This is a genomic window from Pseudomonas sp. LBUM1663 (genome assembly GCF_059695905.1).
The window spans coordinates 4,635,186-4,654,301 of the sequence record NZ_CP166792.1; the positions used below are offsets into that span (position 1 = coordinate 4,635,186).

The following is a 19,116-nucleotide window of genomic DNA, read 5'->3' on the forward strand; positions in this document are numbered from 1 at the left end:
TTATGAACTCCGTTTTTATTGTCGACGATCACCCCGTCATCCGTCTTGCCGTCCGAATGTTGCTCGAACATGAGGGTTACAAAGTCGTCGGCGAAACTGATAATGGGGTCGATGCCATGCAGATGGTTCGTGAATGCATGCCAGACCTGGTCATTCTTGACATCAGCATCCCCAAACTGGATGGGCTGGAAGTTCTCTCCCGTTTCAACGCAATGAGTACCCCCCTCAAAACCCTGGTGTTAACAGCCCAGTGTCCGACACTTTTCGGGATTCGCTGCATGCAATCCGGCGCGTCCGGGTATGTATGCAAACAGGAAGACCTTAGTGAACTGGTGAGCGCAATTAAAGCGGTACTATCAGGTTACAACTATTTCCCCAGCCAGGCCTTGAATCCTGTCCGTGCTGACGATGAGCGATATGCCGACCTCGAACTGTTCAAGTCAGTCAATGACAGAGAGCTGATGGTATTGCAACTTTTTGCCCAAGGCCGCACTAACAAGGAAATTGCCAAGGGCATGTTCTTGAGTAACAAGACTGTCAGCACTTACAAAAAACGCCTCATGCAAAAACTCAAGGCCAAATCACTCGTTGAACTCATTGATATGGCAAAACGCAACGCGTTAGTGTGAGAAACAGGATGCCCAGTCGCTTAATGGATTATCTGATACCGCTGACCGCGGGTTTATGCCTGAGCACCTCAGCGCACGCGGCACCGACGGCGAGCGAGCATTACACCCTGCTCAGTCGCTCAATGACCGGACACATGGAAGTCCAACTGGATAAATCGCAACAACAATGGCTTAACAATAAGCGTGAACTGATTCTGGGCACCTCTGCCCCCGACTACCCTCCTTTCGACCTGACCATCAGCGGCCGCGACTACGAAGGTTTCACTGCTGATTATGCGGGCATCCTGGGCAAGGTCACCGGCCTGCCAGTCAAGGTCCAGCGCTACGTTTCCCGGGGAGACGCGATCGAGGCCCTGGAAAAAGGCGAGGTCGACATGCTCGGCAGCGCCAATGGTTTTGAAGCCCGCAATGCCGACATCGTGCTGTCCTTGCCCTATGCCGTGGATCAACCGGTTCTGGTGACACGGGAAGGCGAAGCCAGATCCCTGAGCGACGGCCTCGCCGGGCTGCGCCTGAGCATGGTGTATCACTACTTGCCGCTGGACGAAGTCAAAGCCCTGTACCCGAAAGCGATCATTACTTCCTACCCCTCCTACCAGAATGCAATCAATGCGGTGGCTTTCGACCAGGCTGATGTTTTTCTGGGCGATACCATTTCAACCCATTACATAATCAACAAGGGGTATCTGAACAACATCCGCATGGCCAACTTCGGTAAACACGAGGCCCACGGTTTCAGCTTTGCCGTACATAAGGGCAACCCGGCTCTACTCGGGATCATCAACGCCATCCTCAAAGCGACCCCTGGCAGCGAGCGAGAAAACATCGCCAAACGCTGGAGTGCGGGCAGTGACATTCTTCTCACCGATCAGAAACTGCAACTCACCGACCGTGAACAACGCTGGCTGGCGCAACATCCTGTCGTGCGCGTCGTGGTCAACGAAGCGTTGGCGCCGCTGACTTTTTTCGACAGCGAAGGTAACTTTCGGGGCGTATCTGCCGACCTGCTCGAGCTGATCAGATTGCGCACCGGTTTGCGCTTCGAGATCCATCGCAGCCGCAACGATGACGAGATGATCGAGCAGGTCAACAGCCATCAGGCCGACCTGATTGCTGCCCTGCTCCCCAGCACCCAACGTGAAACGATGCTGAACTTCAGCCGTCCTTATCTGGAAAACTCCGTTGTCCTGCTCACTCGCAAAGCTGCGGACAGCCCATCAAATCTGACGCAACTCACGGACAAGCGCCTGGCCATCGCCCAAGGTAATCCAATAGCGGATTACCTGCGCCGCGAGTTCCCGCGAGTCCATCTGATCGAAACGCCGGATACCTTCAGTGCCGTGGAATTGCTCGCCGAGGGTCAGGCTGAAGGGGCGGTGAGTTCATTGGTGATTGCCAACTATTTCATCTCATCGCGAATCTTCGAGCACACACTTCAAATAAGCACCACCATCGGCACCCGGCAAGCCGCGTTCTCCCTGGCGACCGGGCGCGACGCCAAAGAGCTGGGTTCGATCCTCGACAAGGCACTGCTGAGCATCGCGCCGGAAGAACTGGGCATTATCAACAGCCGCTGGCGAGGCTACTCGTCGGCCTCGCAAAGTACCTGGCGCAACTATCACCGGGTGTTCTATCAGATCGTTCTGGGGGTTGGCGTGCTGCTGCTGATTTCCATGACCTGGAACGCTTACATGCGTCGCCAGATCAATCAGCGCCTGGCCGCCGAGCTCGCCCTGAACGACCAACTCGAGTTCATGGGATCGCTGGTCAACGGCACGCCTCATCCCATCTACGTGCGTGATCGCCAAGGCTTGCTGCAAAGCTGTAACGACAGTTACCTGGAGGCCTTCTGCGCCAAACGCGAAGACGTCATTGGTAAAAACGTCATGCAGGGCAGCTTGAGTAACTCATTTGAAGCCCAGGAATATCAGGCGGATTACCAACGCGTCGTGGCCGAAGGAACTCCGCTGATTCTCGACAGGCCATTGCATATCGGTGGCCGCACACTGACGATTTATCACTGGATACTTCCCTACCGGGACTCCAGCGGTGAAGTCCAAGGCGTCATTGGCGGCTGGATCGACATCAGCGAGCGCCGACAACTGTTCGATGACCTGCGTGCCGCGAAAGAGCGTGCGGATGAAGCCAACCGTGCCAAAAGCACCTTTCTGGCGACCATGAGCCATGAAATCCGCACGCCGATGAACGCCATCATCGGCATGCTCGAACTGACCCTCAAGCGTATCGATCACAGCCACCCGGATCGCCCGGCCATTGACGTGGCCTACCACTCGGCGAAAGACCTGCTGAACCTGATTGGCGACATTCTTGATATTGCGCGAATTGAATCCGGACGACTGAGCCTAAGCCCGGAGCGGGTCAACCTGAGAGAAACCGTATCGTCGGTGGTACGGATCTTCGACGGACTGGCCCGCCAGAAAAATCTGGGCCTGCGGCTGGACTTCAACCCGGCAGAACCACCCTCCGATGTCCTGCTGGACCCGATGCGCTTCAAGCAGGTGCTGTCCAACCTCGTCAGCAACGCCATCAAGTTTACCGAACAGGGTCAGGTCCGGGTTGTGGTCGAGCTGCATCCAACCGACGAACCCGACCGGGTGCTGTTGCAGTTGCAGGTTCAGGACAGCGGGGTCGGGATCAGCGAACAGGATCAACGGCGTTTGTTCGAGCCTTTCGCCCAGGCCGATCATTCCGGGCAGGCGGCCAGAGGCGGCGCGGGGCTTGGCCTGGTCATCAGCCGCAATCTGTGCGAGATGATGGGCGGCAATCTGCAATTGAGCAGCCAGGCCGGTATCGGCACTCAGGTCCGGATCTCGCTGAACCTTGCAACACTGCCGGCCGAGCGGGTGTCGAAAACCGCTGAACCGTCCCTCCACACGACCTCGGCTGTATTGAACGTCCTGGTGGTCGACGACCATCCCGCCAATCGCTTGCTCATGTGTCAGCAACTGGAGTTCCTGGGACATCGTTCCAGCGCCGCACCGGATGGCGAAGCGGGGTTGAAGGCTTGGAAGGACGAGGTGTTCGATCTGGTGATCGTCGATTGCAACATGCCGATCATGGATGGATACGAACTGGCTCGCTCCATTCGCCAACATGAACAGCAAACGCAGAGCCGGCCTTGTACCGTATTGGGCTTCACCGCCAACGCACAACCGGAAGAAATACAACGTTGCAAACAAGCCGGAATGGACGACTGCCTGTTCAAGCCCCTGAGCCTGACAGCCTTGAGTCAATGGGTTAAAGGCGTTGCGCCGACGGTCCGCGCCCCGGCCTTCAGCCTTGAAGGTCTGCATCTGCTTACGGGTGGCAGCCCGACACTGGACCAGCGCCTGTTGTCCGAACTGCTGAACAGCAACCGTCTGGATCGGCAAGAGTTGCTGACCTTATCTCCCACAGAAGATCGGCAGGCTTTCATCGAGGTGGCCCACAAAATCAAGGGTGCTGCGCGAATCGTCCAGGCTTGCCGATTGATCGACAGCTGCGAGGCGCTGGAAAACGCCTGTCATGAAGTGTTCCACCCTGACGTTGTCGTCAATTGCACCAAGGCCATGGACCGCGCGATGGTCGAACTTGAGCAGGCATTGGAGCAACAGATAGGCCACAACGAGAAAAGCAGAATGATGGAGCCTTAACTATGCTTGGACGCTGAGCAGTGTGTTAAACATCATGGAGTGAACCGCAATGCCCAGCCCACTGCGCCCGGATCAACGCCGGTTTCCCCTGCACATCCATATCAGTGTGATGTTCACCTTCCTGTTATTGCTGACCGGCGTGGTGCTGGGCATATTCAACTACGGGCAAACCACGCAGATCATTCTTTCGAGCAGTGAGAAGCTCTTCAATCGCATCGAGCAAGATGTCCGCCTGGACCTGCAAGGTACGTATGAGCCGATTCGCCATCTGCTGAGCCTGCTGGCGGACTACCCGGCGACCCGGGCACCGAATCTGGAACAGCGAATGGCGTTGCTCCAGCCGTTCAGCCAATCGCTCAAGGACAATCCCAACCTGGCATCGTTGTATCTGGGCTACGGCAACGGTGACTTCTTCATGGTTCGCCCCCTGCGGACCACTGCCCTGAGAACCGAGCTGAAAGCCCCTGACACCGCGGCATTTCAAGTCTGGAGCATCGAGCACAGCAGCAGTGGTCAGATTCGCTCTCAATCGCTGTTTTTTGATCAATCCCTGACACTCATCAACCGTCAGGACAATCCCGACGAAACCTACGATCCCCGCACCCGCGCCTGGTTCTCCAGCGCGCGCGGCGATGTGGATCAGATCACCACCGATCCCTACGTTTTTTTCTCCACCCACAACGTCGGCACCACCCTGGCCCGGCGCAGTGGTGAAAACGCGGTGATGGGTGCCGACCTGACCCTGGCCGAATTGTCGGCCACCCTGGCCAAACACGTGGTGACGCCCCATACCGAAATCGTGCTATTCGATGACCAGGGCAATGCCATCGCCTACCCCGACAGCAACAAGCTGATCATCGATGACCAGACCGCTCGGCTGAACAAGGCTGTCGACCTCAGCCCCGGCCTCGGCGCCCTGCTCTCCAATCCTCCTACCGGCAATCGGCTGGACGCCGCCGGGCGTCAATGGATCGTGGCGCGCAGCAGCATGACGGAGGGAGGCCCCCAGGGACTGCAACTGGCGTTGCTGGTGCCGGAGGACGAATTGCTCGCCGATGCCTACCGCATGCGTTGGCAAGGCGCGCTGATTACCCTGGCGACCTTGCTGCTGTGCCTGCCGGTGGGATGGTTGACCTCCAGAGTTCTGGTCAAGCCCCTGCGCGCGCTGGTGCAGGAAGCCGATGCGGTGCGCAGTTTCAATTTCAACTTTCCGATCGGCCGCAGTTCGCCGGTGCTTGAAATTGACCAACTGAGCGTATCGATGGCGCGGATGAAGGACACCCTCGGCAGTTTTTTCCAGATCACCGACAGCTTGAGCGCCGAGACCCGTTTCGCGCCGTTGCTGCAGCGGGTGCTGTTTGAAACCGTGAAAATCGGGCAAGCCCAGGCCGGTCTGATTTACCTGCGCGAACGTGACAGCGATCGCATGGAGCCCCAGGGCCTGGTCATCAATGGCACCTCACAGGCATTGCCCTCGTTCGGTGTTCAGGGACATGAACTCCAGGATCCGCAGAGTCCACAGTGGCTTCAGCAGTTGTCGAAGGTTGACAATATCGTGACCAATCTGGGTTTCGAACAAGCGGGGGATTTGCAGAAGGTGATGCTCGCGCTGGAATGCCCCCGGGTGCACCTGATCGGCATCCGTTTGCACAATCGGCACAACGAAACCGTGGGCCTGCTGATCCTGCTTTTGACCGACAGCGGCACACAAAGCGACCTGGAAAAACTGCGCCCGGACCGCATCGCGTTTCTCCAGGCTGTGTCCGGCGCCGCGGCCGTGAGCATTGAGAGCCAGCGCCTGCAAGCCAAACAGAAACAACTGCTGGACGCCTTCATTCAACTGCTGGCCGGCGCGATCGATGCCAAGAGCCCTTATACTGGAGGCCACTGCCAGCGAGTGCCGGAGCTGACCCTGATGCTTGCCCATGCGGCTGCCGCCAGTCAGGCCCCGGCCTTCAGCGACTACCAACCCACCGAAGATGAGTGGGAAGCCCTGCACATTGCGGCCTGGCTGCACGACTGCGGAAAGGTCACGACGCCTGAATACGTGGTCGACAAAGCCACCAAGCTGGAGACCCTGAACGACCGCATCCATGAAATTCGCACCCGTTTCGAAGTCCTCAAGCGCGATGCCTGGATCAACTATTGGCAGGCTATTGCCTTGGGCGGTGACGAGCAGCACCTGGCCGAATTGCGCAATGCCAACCTGGCCGGGCTGGATGATGATTTCGCCTTCGTCGCCCACTGCAATCTGGGTGCAGAGGCCATGGCCGAGGCCGATCTGCAGCGGCTGCGCAGCATTGCCCAGCGCAACTGGACCCGAACCCTGGACGATCGAATCGGCGTGTCCTGGGAAGAAAACCGCCGCCAGGCACGAACCCCGGCACCGACCTTGCCGGTCAGCGAGCCGCTGTTGGCGGATAAACCCGAGCACGTGTTCGAGCGCGCCGAAAGCGAGCTGATTCCGGAAGACAACCCTTGGGGTTTCAAGCTCGATGTGCCGCGCTACAAATACAACCGGGGTGAGCTCTACAACCTGAGCATCGCCCGAGGCACGCTGACCCGCGAGGAGCGTTACATCATCAATCACCACATGGTGCAGACGATCCTGATGCTCAGCCACTTGCCCTTCCCCGGCCACCTCAACAACGTCGCGGAAATTGCCGGCGGCCACCACGAGAAAATGGACGGCACCGGTTACCCCAAACAGTTGAAGCGCGAAGAAATGAGCCTGCCGGCACGGATGATGGCGATTGCCGATATTTTCGAGGCGCTGACCGCCGCCGATCGCCCTTACAAGAAGGCCAAAACCTTGAGCGAGGCGCTGGGCATCATGGCCACCATGTGCCGTGACGCCCATATCGATCCGGAGTTGTTCGGCTTGTTCATCAACGCCGGCGTCTATCTGCAATACGCCGACCGATTCCTCGACCCACGACAGATCGATGCGGTCGACCCGTCAAGCCTGCTGGTCAAGGCCGGCTTGGGGGCGTGATCAGCAATCGGTCAGACGCAGGAAAATCGCCGCCAGTTGCTCGATACCTGCCTGGTCGTCAGCGGTAAACCGCGCCAGGCTCGGGCTGTCGAGGTCCAGCACGCCGATCAGGCGACCGTCCTTGACCAGCGGCACGACCAGCTCGCTGTTCGAGGCACTGTCGCAGGCAATGTGCCCGGGGAACGCGTGAACATCTTCAACCAGTTGGGTCTGCAAGGTCGCCGCCGCTGTCCCGCACACGCCGCGACCGAACGGAATCCGCACACAGGCGATCTGCCCCTGAAACGGGCCAAGCACCAATTCTTCGTTGCGATTGAGGTAGAAACCGGCCCAGTTCAAGTCGTCGAGCTGGCTGTACAGGAACGCCGAAAACTGCGCGGCGTTGGCGATAAAGTCACGCTCGTCCGCCAGTAACGACTCCAGCTGCGCCCATAACATGCCGTAACCGTCCAGGCCTTGGCCGCTCTTCTGTAAATCGATCATGCTTTGTGCTCCAACAGCTTAAGCCCCACCCAATAGCGGGCAAATTGATACGCGCAACGTCCATTGCGGTTGCCTCGGCCCGTAGCCCAGCGCACGGCGAGGATGTCCAGCTCTTCGTTACGCTGCCACTCAAGGCCGGATTTTCCGGCCAATTGCCCGATCCAGTGCTCGACGACGTCAAGGAAGTGCTCTTGAGTAAACGGATAGAACGACAGCCACAATCCAAAACGGTCCGACAGCGCGATCTTGTCTTCCACCGCCTCGCTGGGATGCAGTTCGCCATCAACCCGTTTCCAGTTTTCGTTATCGCTTTCCTTCTCCGGCACCAAGTGGCGACGGTTGGAGGTGGCGTACAGCAAAACGTTATCCGGCGCCTGTTCGAGCGAGCCGTCGAGCACGCTCTTGAGCACGCGGTAGTCGCCTTCGCCCGACTCAAACGACAGGTCATCGCAGAACAGCACGAAACGCTGAGGCAGCCTGGCGATCTGTTCGACCACGCGCGGCAGGTCTGCAAGGTGATCGCGCTCGATCTCGATCAACCGCAGGCCGGCCTTGGCGTGCTCGGCCAGCAAGGCGCGCACCAGCGACGATTTGCCGGTGCCGCGCGAGCCCCAGAGCAGTGCGTGGTTGGCGGGCATGCCGTCGAGGAACTGCTGGGTGTTGCGCCCCAGTTGCTCCACTTGGCGGTCGACACCGATCAGGTCGGACAACCGTGTGTCGAGGCTGACATGCAGCGGCAGCAGAAACCCGCTGCGGCCCTCGCGTTGCCAGCGCGCGGCCAGGCATTGCGTCCAGTCGATGGCTTGCCGAGGTGCAGGCAAGAGGGGTTCGATACGGGCCAGAACAGCATCGGCGCGTTCAAGAAAAGCATTCAATCGGGAATCCACGTCTTCTCCTCGGGCACGTTCACAGTGATGATGGCACTACAGCGACGCAACACGGCATTCGGCACCCGGTTCATCCCTTGTTGCACAAGGGCTCGCGAGAACATCGGTATCCATGCATGATCGACTATGCTTGAGCAGCGAAGGGAAACGGAAGTGGTTCAACACCCCATGGATATCAAGTTCACCCACCGGCTGTCATACAAACAAGCCAGGCTTACCGTGCTTGTCGGTTTCATTCTGGGCACGCTGCTCAGTTTGCTGCAAATAGGCATCGATTATGCCAGCGAAGACGCCTCCATCAACCGCGAAATACTGTCTTTGCTGGAAATCAGCCATAACCCCGCGTCCCGTATCGCCTACAACATCGACGCCGAACTCTCCCAGGAACTGACCATGGGCCTGTTGCGCTCACCGGCGATCGTCGGTGCGCAATTGACTGACAACAACGGCACCGTCCTGGCCAGCGTCAAACGCCCGACCCTGCAAAGCAACTATCGGATGATCAGCGACTTCCTGTTCGGCGCCAGCCGCCAGTTTGAAGACCGCCTCTACCTCGACCACTTGCCGAACGAATCCCTCGGCACCTTGCGACTGGATGTCGATACCTACGCCTTCGGCAGTCGTTTCCTGCGCCGGGCCGAGGTGACGCTGCTCAACGGCTTCGCCCGCAGCCTGATCCTGACCGGCATCCTGTTGGCGCTGTTCTACGTGATGCTGACCAAACCGCTGGTGCGGGTCATCCGCGAACTCAGCGGGCGCGATCCGCGTAGTGCGGAACCGACCTGGCTGGAATACCCGAGCGGGCATAAAAACGATGAAATCGGTGTGCTGGTCAAAGTGGCCAACCAGCAGTTCGAAAACATCGCTACCGAAATCCAGCAGCGGCGCAACGCCGAAAACCGCCTGACCGACTACCTTGGGCAACTGGAAAACATCGTCTCGGCCCGCACCGCGGAGCTCAAGGCGATCAATGCCCGGCTCAGCCAATCCAATCAGGAGCTGGAAGTCGCACGAAGTACCGCCCTCGATATGGCCGAAGCACGTTCGGTGTTTCTCGCCAATATGAGCCATGAAATCCGCACACCGCTCAACGGCCTGCTGGGCATGATCGCGCTCTCGCTGGATGGCCCACTCAATGCCGAACAACAGCAACAGCTGTCCATCGCCCATGACTCGGGCAAAGTGCTGGTGGAACTGCTCAACGATATTCTCGACCTGTCGAAATTCGATGCCGGCCAGCTCGAACTCGAACACATTCCGTTCGACCTCGGGTCGCTGATCGAAGACACCGCGAACCTGCTGTCGCAGAACGCCGCGCCCAGCGTCGAGTTGACCTGCCTGATCGATCCGCACTTTCCGGCGTTGGTCCTGGGGGATCCGACCCGCGTCCGGCAGATCGTCAGCAACCTGTTGTCCAACGCCCTCAAATTCACCCGTTTCGGTCGGGTCGACGTGCGCCTTTCAACCTTTGAAGACGGCGTCAGAATCGAAGTCTGCGACACCGGAATCGGGATTGCCCAGGATGCTCAGGTCAAAATCTTCCAGCCTTTCACGCAGGCCGGCGCCGGCATTACCCGCCAATTTGGCGGCACCGGACTGGGCCTGGCGCTGACCTATAACCTCTGCGAAGCCATGCAGGGGCGGCTGACCATTAGCTCGGAAGCGGGTTTCGGCAGCCAGTTCTGCGCCGACCTGCCGTTGCCCTGCCACACCCGGGCCATCCCCCCGCAGCCGCTACCGGGCAAGGTCATTGCCATCACCGCGGCCAACAGCGGCCTGGCGGAACTGTTGAAAAACCTGTTGCCCGGCTGGGGGCTCGACTATCAGCAACGGTCCATCGATGACTCGTTCATCGGCCTCGACCCGGACGTGCTGATCACCGACTGCCCCGAATGCCTGTTTGGCCTGCGCCCGACCCTCGACGCGCCTATCTTGCTGGTGACCGCCTATGGCAGCTTCATGCCGAGCGAAGAAGCGAGCGCCCTGGCGCCCCTGCAACAACAGGCACGTCCTTTGGCGCGCAATGCGCTTTACCAGACATTGCGCCGGGTGCTGCTACCTGAAAGCAACCTGATCAACGGTGCCCGGGTCGAAGCCCTTACCCCCCAACGGCGCGGACGTGTCCTGCTGGTCGAGGACAACCCGGTCAATCAACTGGTGGCCAAGGGCATGCTCGGCAAACTCGGTTGCGAGGTGATCGTCGCCGCTCACGGTGCCGAAGCCCTGGATCAGCTTGAGCACAGCGAATTCGATCTGGTGCTGATGGACTGCAACATGCCGGTGATGGATGGCTATGAAGCCAGCCGACAAATCCGTCGCAGCGGGCGCTGGCCACAATTGCCCATCGTGGCCTTGACTGCCAACGCCATGTCCGAGGAACGCGAACGCTGCCGTGTGGCGGGCATGAGCGATTACCTGGCCAAGCCCTTTCGCCGAGAAGAACTGGCCGCCCTGCTCGACCTGTGGATACCGACTACGACAGCGCTTTGATTTGCCCCAGCAGGTGATCGAGACCGTCGCGCAGATCATGCAGGCGATCCAGATCGACGCCGCTGTCGCACAACAACCGGGCCTTGAGCGGCCCGACCTGATCACGCAAGGCCTTGCCGGTTGGCGAAAGACTCAGGTGCACTTCTCGCTCATCGCGCGCCGAACGCTGGCGCTGCACCAGTTGCAGCTGCTCAAGGCGCTTGAGCAAGGGCGTCAGGGTGCCGGAATCCAGCGCCAGGCGTTCGCCCAGCGCCTTGACCGTCGGCTGCTCTGGCGCCGTCTCCTGCCATTCCCACAACACCAGCATCGCCAGGTATTGCGGATAGGTCAGGCCCAGTTGATCAAGCATCGGCTTGTAGGCGCGGATCACCGCCCGAGAAGCGGCGTACAGCTTGAAGCAGAGCTGGTTATCGAGCTGCAGCGAATCGACGGACAGCGTGTTCATTTGAGCAGGGCTTCGATCTCGCGGCTCAGGTCCTGCGGCTTGGTCGCCGGAGCGAAGCGCTTGACCAACTGGCCGTCCTTGCCGATCAGGAACTTGGTGAAGTTCCATTTGATGCCCTGAGAGCCCAACACGCCCGGTGCGCGCTTCTTCAACTGCACAAACAGCGGATGAGCGCCGGCACCATTGACGTCAATCTTCTTGAACAGCGGGAAGCTGACACCGAAGTTCAATTCGCAGAACTCGGAAATCGCCCCTTCGTTACCCGGTTCCTGCTTGCCGAACTGATTGCAGGGAAAGCCGAGCACCACCAGGCCTTGATCCTTGTAGGTCTGCCACAACGCTTCGAGGCCTTTGTATTGCGGGGTGAAACCGCATTTACTGGCGGTGTTCACCACCAGGACGGCTTTGCCGGCGAAATCGGCCAGGGTTTTTTGTTCACCTTTGATGGTGGTCACCGGGATGGTCAGCAGATTGTCGCTCATGGATTTGGCTCGAATTGAAGGAACAAGCCATGAACATAGCGAGCAATTGAATTGTGTGCAATTTAAATTGTGGGACGCCGGATATCTGTAGGAGCGAAGCTTGCTCGATAAGGCGTCAGGTCAGTCAACATCGGTGTTGAATGTTGAGACGCCTTCTCGAGCAAGCTTCGCTCCTACACGGCTCGCATTACTCGCGCGGTACCAGGTTCAGGCACACCGAATTGATGCAATAACGCAGACCGGTCGGTGGCGGGCCATCCGGAAACACGTGCCCCAGGTGCGCGTCGCACTTGGCGCAGACCACTTCAGTGCGAATCATGCCGTGGCTGACATCACGGATCTCGACCATGGCGCTGTCGCCGATCGGCGCATAGAAGCTCGGCCAACCGCAGCCGGAATCGAATTTGGTTTTGGAGTCGAACAGCGGCTCGTTGCAGCAGATGCAGTGGTAGACGCCGTCAGTTTTGGTGTCGTTGTATTTGCCGGAGAACGGCCGTTCGGTGCCCTTGAGACGGCAAACGTTGTACTGCTCTGGATCGAGCATCGCCTTCCATTCTTCCAGGGTTTTATCCAACTTTTCCATCGTCACACCTCAGCAGCTGAAAAAGCCCGATCTGTACCTTTTCCACGGATCGGGCGGCACGTATGATTGCGCCTCGTCAAACGCCAGTCTGGCAGCCAGACCACGCGCATTCAAACGGATTTATGGGTGCTGCATCTCAAGGCGTCAGGCCTGTGTGAATACGCAGGATTCCCAGTACGGTAGTTCATACGCCGCCTGGATCGTTCATTTTCGGGAACACATCGCCATGCAGGTCAGCAAATCGAACAAGCTCGCCAACGTCTGCTACGACATTCGCGGCCCAGTGCTCAAGCACGCCAAACGCCTGGAAGAGGAAGGTCATCGCATCCTCAAGCTGAACATCGGCAACCCGGCACCCTTTGGTTTCGAAGCACCGGACGAAATCCTCCAGGACGTGATCCGCAACCTGCCGACCGCTCAGGGCTACAGCGACTCCAAAGGCCTGTTCAGCGCGCGCAAGGCCGTCATGCAGTACTACCAGCAAAAGCAGGTGGAAGGCGTCGGCATTGAAGACATCTACCTGGGCAACGGCGTTTCCGAGTTGATCGTGATGTCGATGCAGGCTCTGCTGAACAATGGCGACGAAGTGCTGGTGCCAGCGCCGGACTATCCGCTGTGGACGGCTGCCGTGAGCCTGTCCGGCGGCAACCCGGTGCATTACCTGTGCGACGAGCAGGCCAACTGGTGGCCGGACCTGGCCGACATCAAGGCCAAGATCACCCCGAACACCAAGGCCCTGGTGATCATCAACCCGAACAACCCGACCGGCGCCGTGTACTCCAGGGAAGTGCTGCTGGGCATGCTGGAACTGGCTCGCCAGCACAACCTGGTGGTGTTCTCCGACGAGATCTACGACAAGATCCTGTACGACGATGCCGTGCACATCTGCACCGCGTCCCTGGCGCCAGACTTGCTGTGCCTGACCTTCAACGGTCTGTCCAAGTCCTATCGCGTTGCCGGTTTCCGTTCCGGCTGGATCGCCATTTCCGGCCCGAAACACCACGCCCAGAGCTACATCGAAGGCATCGACATGCTGGCCAACATGCGCCTGTGTGCCAACGTGCCGAGCCAGCACGCGATCCAGACTGCACTCGGCGGTTATCAGAGCATCAATGACCTGGTGTTGCCGCAAGGTCGCTTGCTGGAACAGCGCAATCGCACCTGGGAACTGCTCAACGATATTCCGGGCGTGAGCTGCGTCAAGCCGATGGGGGCGTTGTATGCGTTCCCGCGGATCGATCCGAAAGTCTGCCCGATCCACAACGACGAGAAGTTCGTGCTCGACCTGCTGCTCTCCGAGAAGCTGCTGGTGGTGCAAGGCACGGCCTTCAACTGGCCTTGGCCGGATCACTTCCGTGTCGTGACCCTGCCACGGGTGGACGACCTGGACATGGCCATCGGCCGGATCGGCAACTTCCTCAAATCCTACCGCCAGTAAACTAAACTTCACCGTGCGACGCGTGCGTCTGTCGCACGGTGATCAATTCAGCAACATATCTTTGCGCCCCGCCAGACCTCACCGCCCTTATCGCTGACTGATGCCACGTTTCGTGGCCGCGTCTAACAAAGACGGGGCCTGAGACGCGAATTGGCTGTCAAACACGTCCGGCATCGCCGTCGGAATTGCCCTGCAAGCAGCTAGACTGTTGCCGTAGGACACAGTTTGAAATAGTCACTCGGTTGAATAGCCCGGTGCAGCACCTTATATACCCCGCAGTACGCTACATCTTTAGCATGAGGAGATTTCTACAACCATGATGCGCATCCTGCTGTTTTTGGCCACTAACCTGGCGGTCGTGCTGATTGCCAGCATCACCCTGAGCCTTTTCGGCTTCAACGGGTTCATGGCGGCCAACGGGGTTGATCTCAACCTCAATCAGCTGCTGATTTTCTGTGCGGTCTTTGGTTTCGCCGGTTCCCTGTTCTCGCTGTTCATCTCCAAGTGGATGGCGAAGATGAGCACCAGCACCCAAATCATCAGCCAGCCGCGCACACGTCACGAGCAATGGCTGCTGCAAACCGTCGAGCAACTGTCCCGTGAAGCCGGGATCAAGATGCCCGAAGTCGGGATTTTCCCCGCCTACGAGGCCAACGCGTTCGCCACGGGCTGGAACAAGAACGACGCACTGGTCGCGGTCAGCCAGGGTCTGCTCGAACGTTTCTCGCCGGATGAAGTGAAGGCCGTCCTGGCCCACGAAATCGGCCACGTGGCCAATGGCGACATGGTCACCCTGGCGTTGATCCAGGGCGTGGTGAACACCTTTGTGATGTTCTTCGCACGGATCATCGGCAACTTTGTCGACAAGGTGATCTTCAAGAACGAAGAAGGCCAGGGCATCGCCTACTACATAGCGACGATCTTCGCCGAACTGGTCCTGGGCATTCTGGCCAGCTCCATCGTCATGTGGTTCTCGCGCAAACGTGAGTTCCGTGCCGACGAAGCCGGCGCACGCCTGGCCGGCACCAGTGCAATGATTGGCGCCTTGCAACGCCTTCGTGCGGAACAGGGCCTGCCGGTGCACATGCCGGATACGCTGAATGCCTTTGGCATCAACGGTGGCATCAAACAAGGGTTCGCTCGCATGTTCATGAGCCACCCGCCGCTGGAAGAGCGTATTGACGCGTTGCGTCGTCGGGGCTGAAAGGCTCCGCACTAAAGAAAAGGCCCGCAGTGAATGCGGGCCTTTTTTTGTCTGCTGGTTTATGTGGTGTTCTTACGGCCCTCTTCGCGAGCAAGCCCGCTCCCACATGGGATCTTTGTCGATCACAAAACTGTGATTCAACTCTCGGCCACCTGTGGGAGCGGGCTTGCTCGCGAAGGGGCCAGCAAACTCAACACACCTTAACGGGTGGAAACCCGATAAACCCGCTCTTCAAGCCGAGTAACACCGCTCTCGATAAACTTCCAGCTCTCGCCCAGCACGTCCTGGTCTTCCAGAATCTTCAGCTCCCAGGTTGCCCCGAACAACCGTTGCACTTCGTCATCCAGCACGGCAAACGGCGGGCCTTCCTTCTGCGCCTGGTCGTAATCCAGGGTAATCAAAAGCCCCAGCGAATCTTTCGGCAGTATCCGCTTCAAATGCTCGGCGTACTGTTCACGCATGGTCGGCGGCAAGGCGATCAGCGCCGCGCGGTCGTACAGTGCGCTGCAATCGGCGACATCGCCGGCCGTCAACGCGAAGAAGTCGCCGCACCAGACCTCGATCGAACCCGCCCGATAGACCGTAAAAGGACCCTGGTCACTGACGTCCGGATCAAATTGATGCTCGTGAAAAAAGTCTTCCACCGCCTTTTCCGACAATTCGATGCCCAACACTTCGTGACCGCATTTAGCCAGCCACAGCAGATCCAGGCTTTTCCCACATAGCGGCACCAGTACGCGCGCGCCCTCCTCCAGGCCCAGCTGCGGCCAGTACCGTTGCAGATATGGATTCACTTCCGGCAGGTGAAAGCCGATCTGATTCGACGTCCACCGCTTGTGCCAAAACTCCGGCTGCATAATTAATCCCGAAAATTCGATCAAAAGACCCTAAAACTTATATTAGATTTAGATCAATGATCTGACTGAAGATGCTGCCATCTTACCCCCCAGGAGCTCTTTCATGTTCCCCAGCCTCTACATATCCCATGGCTCGCCCATGTTGGCACTGGAACCGGGTGCCAGCGGGCCCGCCCTCGCTCGCCTGGCCGCCGAATTGCCGAAACCGCAAGCCATCGTGATTGTGTCGGCGCACTGGGAAAGCAACGAACTGCTGGTCAGCGGCAATCCCCGGCCTGAAACCTGGCATGATTTCGGCGGCTTCCCAAAAGCACTGTTCGAAGTGCAATACCCGGCGCCCGGCAATCCTCAACTGGCTGACGAGGTGGTCGAGCTGCTGAAAGCCGGCAACCTGCCGGCACGGATCGATACCAAACGGCCCTTCGACCACGGCGTCTGGGTGCCTTTGTCGTTGATGTATCCGCAGTTCGACATCCCGGTGGTGCAAGTCTCGCTGCCCACCCGTGGCGGCCCTGCCCTGCAAACCCTAGTCGGCCATGCCCTGGCCAACCTGCGCGAACACGGCGTGTTGTTGATCGGCTCCGGCAGCATCACCCATAACCTGCGCGAACTGGACTGGCACGCCGGCCCGGAAAGCGTTGAACCGTGGGCCAAGGTGTTCCGCGACTGGATGATTGAAAAACTCGCCGCCAACGATGAAGCCGCGCTGCACGATTATCGCGAGCAGGCGCCGAACGCAGTGCGCAACCATCCCACCGATGAGCATTTGCTGCCGCTGTACTTTGCTCGCGGGGCTGGGGGGAAGTTCAGCATCGCCCATCAAGGTTTTACGATGGGCGCGCTGGGAATGGATATTTATCGCTTTGGCTGATCGGTAAACCGAGTCGCCCAGGCCAGGCACAAACAGCAGGCCAAAAAAAATCCCCGAACCAGTCGGGGATTTTTTATGTTCGATCAATCAGCCCGGGAGCGGATCAATCTTCGCGATAGCGACGCAGCTTCAACTGCTTACCGGCAACGCGAGTGTCCTTCAGCTTGGTCAGCAGTTTCTCCAGACCATCTTCCGGCAGCTCGACGAGGCTGAAGCTGTCACGTACCTGAATGCGACCGATTGCTTCGCGAGCCAGGCCACCTTCGTTGAGGATAGCGCCCAGCAGGTTCTTGGCAGCGATACCATCACGCGCACCCAGCGCGGTACGGCAACGAGCACGACCTTCGGCCAATGCAACCGGAGCACGACGCTCACGATCACCACGGTCCGGACGATCACCAGTGCGCTCTGGACGATCGCCACGCGGAGCGTTGTTCGGCACCAGTGGACGTTCTTTCTCGATCGCGGCCAGGGTCAGCGCCTGAGCGTTGGTTGCCTTGCGCAACAGAGCAGCGGCCAGTGCACGCGGGGTGCAACCGATGTCGGCAGTCAGGCGATCCAGCAGATCACCGTGGGTCGATTCGGCATCAGCAACCAGTGGCGACAGGCTGTTGGTCAGTTTCTTGATGCGGGCATCGAGAACGGCCTGAGCATCCGGCAGGCGGACTTCGGCAACTTTCTGACCGGTTACACGCTCGATCACTTGCAGCATGCGGCGCTCACGCGGCGTCACCAGCAACAGTGCACGACCTTCGCGACCGGCACGGCCAGTACGGCCGATACGGTGAACGTAGGACTCTGGATCGTATGGCATGTCAACGTTGAACACGTGAGTGATGCGCGGAACGTCCAGGCCACGAGCAGCAACGTCGGTCGCTACAACGATGTCCAGACGGCCATCCTTGAGGGATTCGATCACGCGCTCACGCTGGTTCTGAGCAATGTCACCGTTCAGCGCAGCGGCTTTGTAGCCTTTGGCTTCCAGGGCACTGGCCAGGTCCAGGGTCGCTTGCTTGGTGCGCACGAACATGATCAGGGCGTCGAAGTCTTCCACTTCCAGCAGGCTCAATACAGCCGAGGTCTTCTGGTCAGCGTGAACCAACAGGTGAGCCTGTTCGATCGCGGTAACGGTCTGAGTCTTGGTCTGGATCTTCACGTGTTGCGGATCGCGCAGATGGCGTTCGGCAATGGCACGGATCGACTGCGGCAGGGTGGCCGAGAACAATACGGTCTGACGGGTTGGTGGCAAAGCCTTGAAGATAACTTCGAGGTCGTCCATGAAACCCAGCTTGAGCATTTCGTCCGCTTCGTCCAGAACCAGGTGGTTCACGGTCGACAGGACTTTTTCGTCACGACGCAGGTGGTCGCACAGACGGCCCGGCGTGGCTACAACGATCTGCGCGCCATTACGGATTGCTTTCAGTTGTGGGCCCATCGGGGCGCCGCCGTAAACGGCCACAACGGTAACGCCCGGCATTTGCTTGGCGTAGGTTTCGAAAGCGGTTGCTACTTGCAGCGCCAACTCACGGGTTGGCGCCAGGATCAGGGCTTGCGGCTCGCGCTTGGCAGGATCGATGCGGTGCAGGATCGGCAGGGCGAACGCGGCGGTTTTACCGGTACCGGTTTGCGCTTGGCCAATCATGTCGTGGCCGGCCATGATGATCGGGATCGATTGCTGCTGAATAGCCGAAGGCTCTTCGTAGCCAGTCGCGATGACGGCTGCAAGAATATTCGGATTAAGATTAAAAGCGGCGAAGCCGCCGGTTTCCTGGGTCATGGGTCTGCCTCTAAGTGCATCCGCAAAGACCCATGCTCCAAAGCTGCGCATGCCGTGTAAGACTCAAGAGTCGCCCTGGCTGCTTTGTCGGCGGGGATTTGCGAAAACGAATGAATGAAAAAGATTCGTCAAGGGAGAGTCCGCTGTGCGGACGTGCAGCCGAAGCTGACTTCGGGAAATTGCGCTACCTAAACGCGGCCCGGTTAAAGGCCGGCGCGCACTATACCGGAAATCGCCCAAAAAGGGAGCATTATTTGTCGGAAAACTGACGTATACGCCGTTGTGTCACACGCTTTGCGGATAATCGTGCAACGGTCTATTT

Annotated in this window: 14 protein-coding genes; 7 read left to right on the plus strand and 7 right to left on the minus strand. The window is 58.9% G+C overall.

Features of this window, described 5'->3' with window-relative positions:
• The first annotated feature begins 2 nt into the window (after positions 1–2).
• The 3 genes from ACA075_RS21190 to ACA075_RS21200 are packed head-to-tail and all read left to right on the plus strand — an operon-like array spanning position 3 to position 7,277.
• Positions 3–629: a response regulator transcription factor gene (locus tag ACA075_RS21190; RefSeq protein WP_094468347.1), complete on the plus strand. Its 627-nt coding sequence runs from the start codon at positions 3–5 to the stop codon at positions 627–629.
• 8 nt (positions 630–637) lie between these two features.
• Entirely contained in the window at positions 638–4,282 is a 3,645-nt protein-coding gene (locus ACA075_RS21195; RefSeq protein ID WP_497295156.1) for a transporter substrate-binding domain-containing protein, read from the plus strand.
• A 49-nt stretch (positions 4,283–4,331) separates the two neighbouring features.
• Positions 4,332–7,277 (plus strand): HD domain-containing phosphohydrolase, encoded by a 2,946-nt coding sequence (locus ACA075_RS21200; RefSeq protein WP_497295157.1) that lies wholly within the window; start codon positions 4,332–4,334, stop codon positions 7,275–7,277.
• Here ACA075_RS21200 and ACA075_RS21205 read toward each other — a convergent pair whose 3' ends face one another.
• Complete coding sequence (locus ACA075_RS21205) at positions 7,278–7,760, minus strand: GAF domain-containing protein (RefSeq protein WP_094468350.1); 483 nt, start codon at positions 7,758–7,760, stop codon at positions 7,278–7,280.
• The gene (locus tag ACA075_RS21210; RefSeq protein ID WP_010461274.1) at positions 7,757–8,647 is read right to left on the minus strand and encodes an ATP-binding protein; all 891 of its coding nucleotides are present in this window, start codon (positions 8,645–8,647) and stop codon (positions 7,757–7,759) included. The genes ACA075_RS21205 and ACA075_RS21210 overlap by 4 nt, the downstream gene beginning before the upstream one ends.
• Positions 8,648–8,815: 168 nt before the next feature.
• Here ACA075_RS21210 and ACA075_RS21215 point away from each other — a divergent pair, with 168 nt between their 5' ends.
• Positions 8,816–11,137: a hybrid sensor histidine kinase/response regulator gene (locus ACA075_RS21215; RefSeq protein ID WP_497295160.1), complete on the plus strand. Its 2,322-nt coding sequence runs from the start codon at positions 8,816–8,818 to the stop codon at positions 11,135–11,137.
• On the opposite strand, the gene ACA075_RS21220 is transcribed toward ACA075_RS21215, so the two are convergent.
• From ACA075_RS21220 to msrB, 3 genes are all read right to left on the minus strand, one after another.
• On the minus strand, positions 11,121–11,582 hold the full coding sequence (locus tag ACA075_RS21220; protein ID WP_497295162.1) for a MarR family winged helix-turn-helix transcriptional regulator: 462 nt from the start codon (positions 11,580–11,582) through the stop codon (positions 11,121–11,123). The genes ACA075_RS21215 and ACA075_RS21220 overlap by 17 nt on opposite strands.
• Entirely contained in the window at positions 11,579–12,064 is a 486-nt protein-coding gene (locus ACA075_RS21225) for a glutathione peroxidase (protein WP_131060052.1), read from the minus strand. Before ACA075_RS21225 ends, ACA075_RS21220 begins: the two co-directional genes overlap by 4 nt.
• A gap of 187 nt (positions 12,065–12,251) precedes the next feature.
• The gene (msrB, locus tag ACA075_RS21230; RefSeq protein ID WP_497295163.1) at positions 12,252–12,647 is read right to left on the minus strand and encodes a peptide-methionine (R)-S-oxide reductase MsrB; all 396 of its coding nucleotides are present in this window, start codon (positions 12,645–12,647) and stop codon (positions 12,252–12,254) included.
• 226 nt (positions 12,648–12,873) lie between these two features.
• Between msrB and ACA075_RS21235 the strand changes: the two genes are divergently transcribed.
• On the plus strand, positions 12,874–14,085 hold the full coding sequence (locus tag ACA075_RS21235; RefSeq protein WP_090188845.1) for a pyridoxal phosphate-dependent aminotransferase: 1,212 nt from the start codon (positions 12,874–12,876) through the stop codon (positions 14,083–14,085).
• A gap of 316 nt (positions 14,086–14,401) precedes the next feature.
• The gene (gene htpX / locus ACA075_RS21240) at positions 14,402–15,289 is read left to right on the plus strand and encodes a protease HtpX (protein ID WP_010461286.1); all 888 of its coding nucleotides are present in this window, start codon (positions 14,402–14,404) and stop codon (positions 15,287–15,289) included.
• 200 nt (positions 15,290–15,489) lie between these two features.
• On the opposite strand, the gene ACA075_RS21245 is transcribed toward htpX, so the two are convergent.
• Complete coding sequence (locus ACA075_RS21245; RefSeq protein WP_497295165.1) at positions 15,490–16,146, minus strand: thiopurine S-methyltransferase; 657 nt, start codon at positions 16,144–16,146, stop codon at positions 15,490–15,492.
• Positions 16,147–16,249: 103 nt separating this feature from the next.
• Between ACA075_RS21245 and ACA075_RS21250 the strand changes: the two genes are divergently transcribed.
• Positions 16,250–17,017, plus strand: a complete 768-nt coding sequence (locus ACA075_RS21250) for a DODA-type extradiol aromatic ring-opening family dioxygenase (RefSeq protein ID WP_497295166.1) — start codon at positions 16,250–16,252, stop codon at positions 17,015–17,017.
• A 103-nt stretch (positions 17,018–17,120) separates the two neighbouring features.
• Here ACA075_RS21250 and ACA075_RS21255 read toward each other — a convergent pair whose 3' ends face one another.
• Positions 17,121–18,794, minus strand: coding sequence for a DEAD/DEAH box helicase (locus ACA075_RS21255; RefSeq protein ID WP_123510266.1), 1,674 nt, complete (start codon positions 18,792–18,794; stop codon positions 17,121–17,123).
• Between the last annotated feature and the right edge of the window lie 322 nt (positions 18,795–19,116).

Coding starts and splice junctions, on each gene's coding strand:
- ACA075_RS21215 (WP_497295160.1), top strand. CDS start 8,816: ATGGATATCAAGTTCACCCACCGGCTGTCATACAAACAAGCCAGGCTT.
- msrB (WP_497295163.1), bottom strand. CDS start 12,647: ATGGAAAAGTTGGATAAAACCCTGGAAGAATGGAAGGCGATGCTCGAT.
- htpX (WP_010461286.1), top strand. CDS start 14,402: ATGATGCGCATCCTGCTGTTTTTGGCCACTAACCTGGCGGTCGTGCTG.
- ACA075_RS21220 (WP_497295162.1), bottom strand. CDS start 11,582: ATGAACACGCTGTCCGTCGATTCGCTGCAGCTCGATAACCAGCTCTGC.
- ACA075_RS21205 (WP_094468350.1), bottom strand. CDS start 7,760: ATGATCGATTTACAGAAGAGCGGCCAAGGCCTGGACGGTTACGGCATG.
- ACA075_RS21190 (WP_094468347.1), top strand. CDS start 3: ATGAACTCCGTTTTTATTGTCGACGATCACCCCGTCATCCGTCTTGCC.
- ACA075_RS21200 (WP_497295157.1), top strand. CDS start 4,332: ATGCCCAGCCCACTGCGCCCGGATCAACGCCGGTTTCCCCTGCACATC.
- ACA075_RS21255 (WP_123510266.1), bottom strand. CDS start 18,794: ATGACCCAGGAAACCGGCGGCTTCGCCGCTTTTAATCTTAATCCGAAT.
- ACA075_RS21250 (WP_497295166.1), top strand. CDS start 16,250: ATGTTCCCCAGCCTCTACATATCCCATGGCTCGCCCATGTTGGCACTG.
- ACA075_RS21195 (WP_497295156.1), top strand. CDS start 638: ATGCCCAGTCGCTTAATGGATTATCTGATACCGCTGACCGCGGGTTTA.
- ACA075_RS21225 (WP_131060052.1), bottom strand. CDS start 12,064: ATGAGCGACAATCTGCTGACCATCCCGGTGACCACCATCAAAGGTGAA.
- ACA075_RS21245 (WP_497295165.1), bottom strand. CDS start 16,146: ATGCAGCCGGAGTTTTGGCACAAGCGGTGGACGTCGAATCAGATCGGC.
- ACA075_RS21235 (WP_090188845.1), top strand. CDS start 12,874: ATGCAGGTCAGCAAATCGAACAAGCTCGCCAACGTCTGCTACGACATT.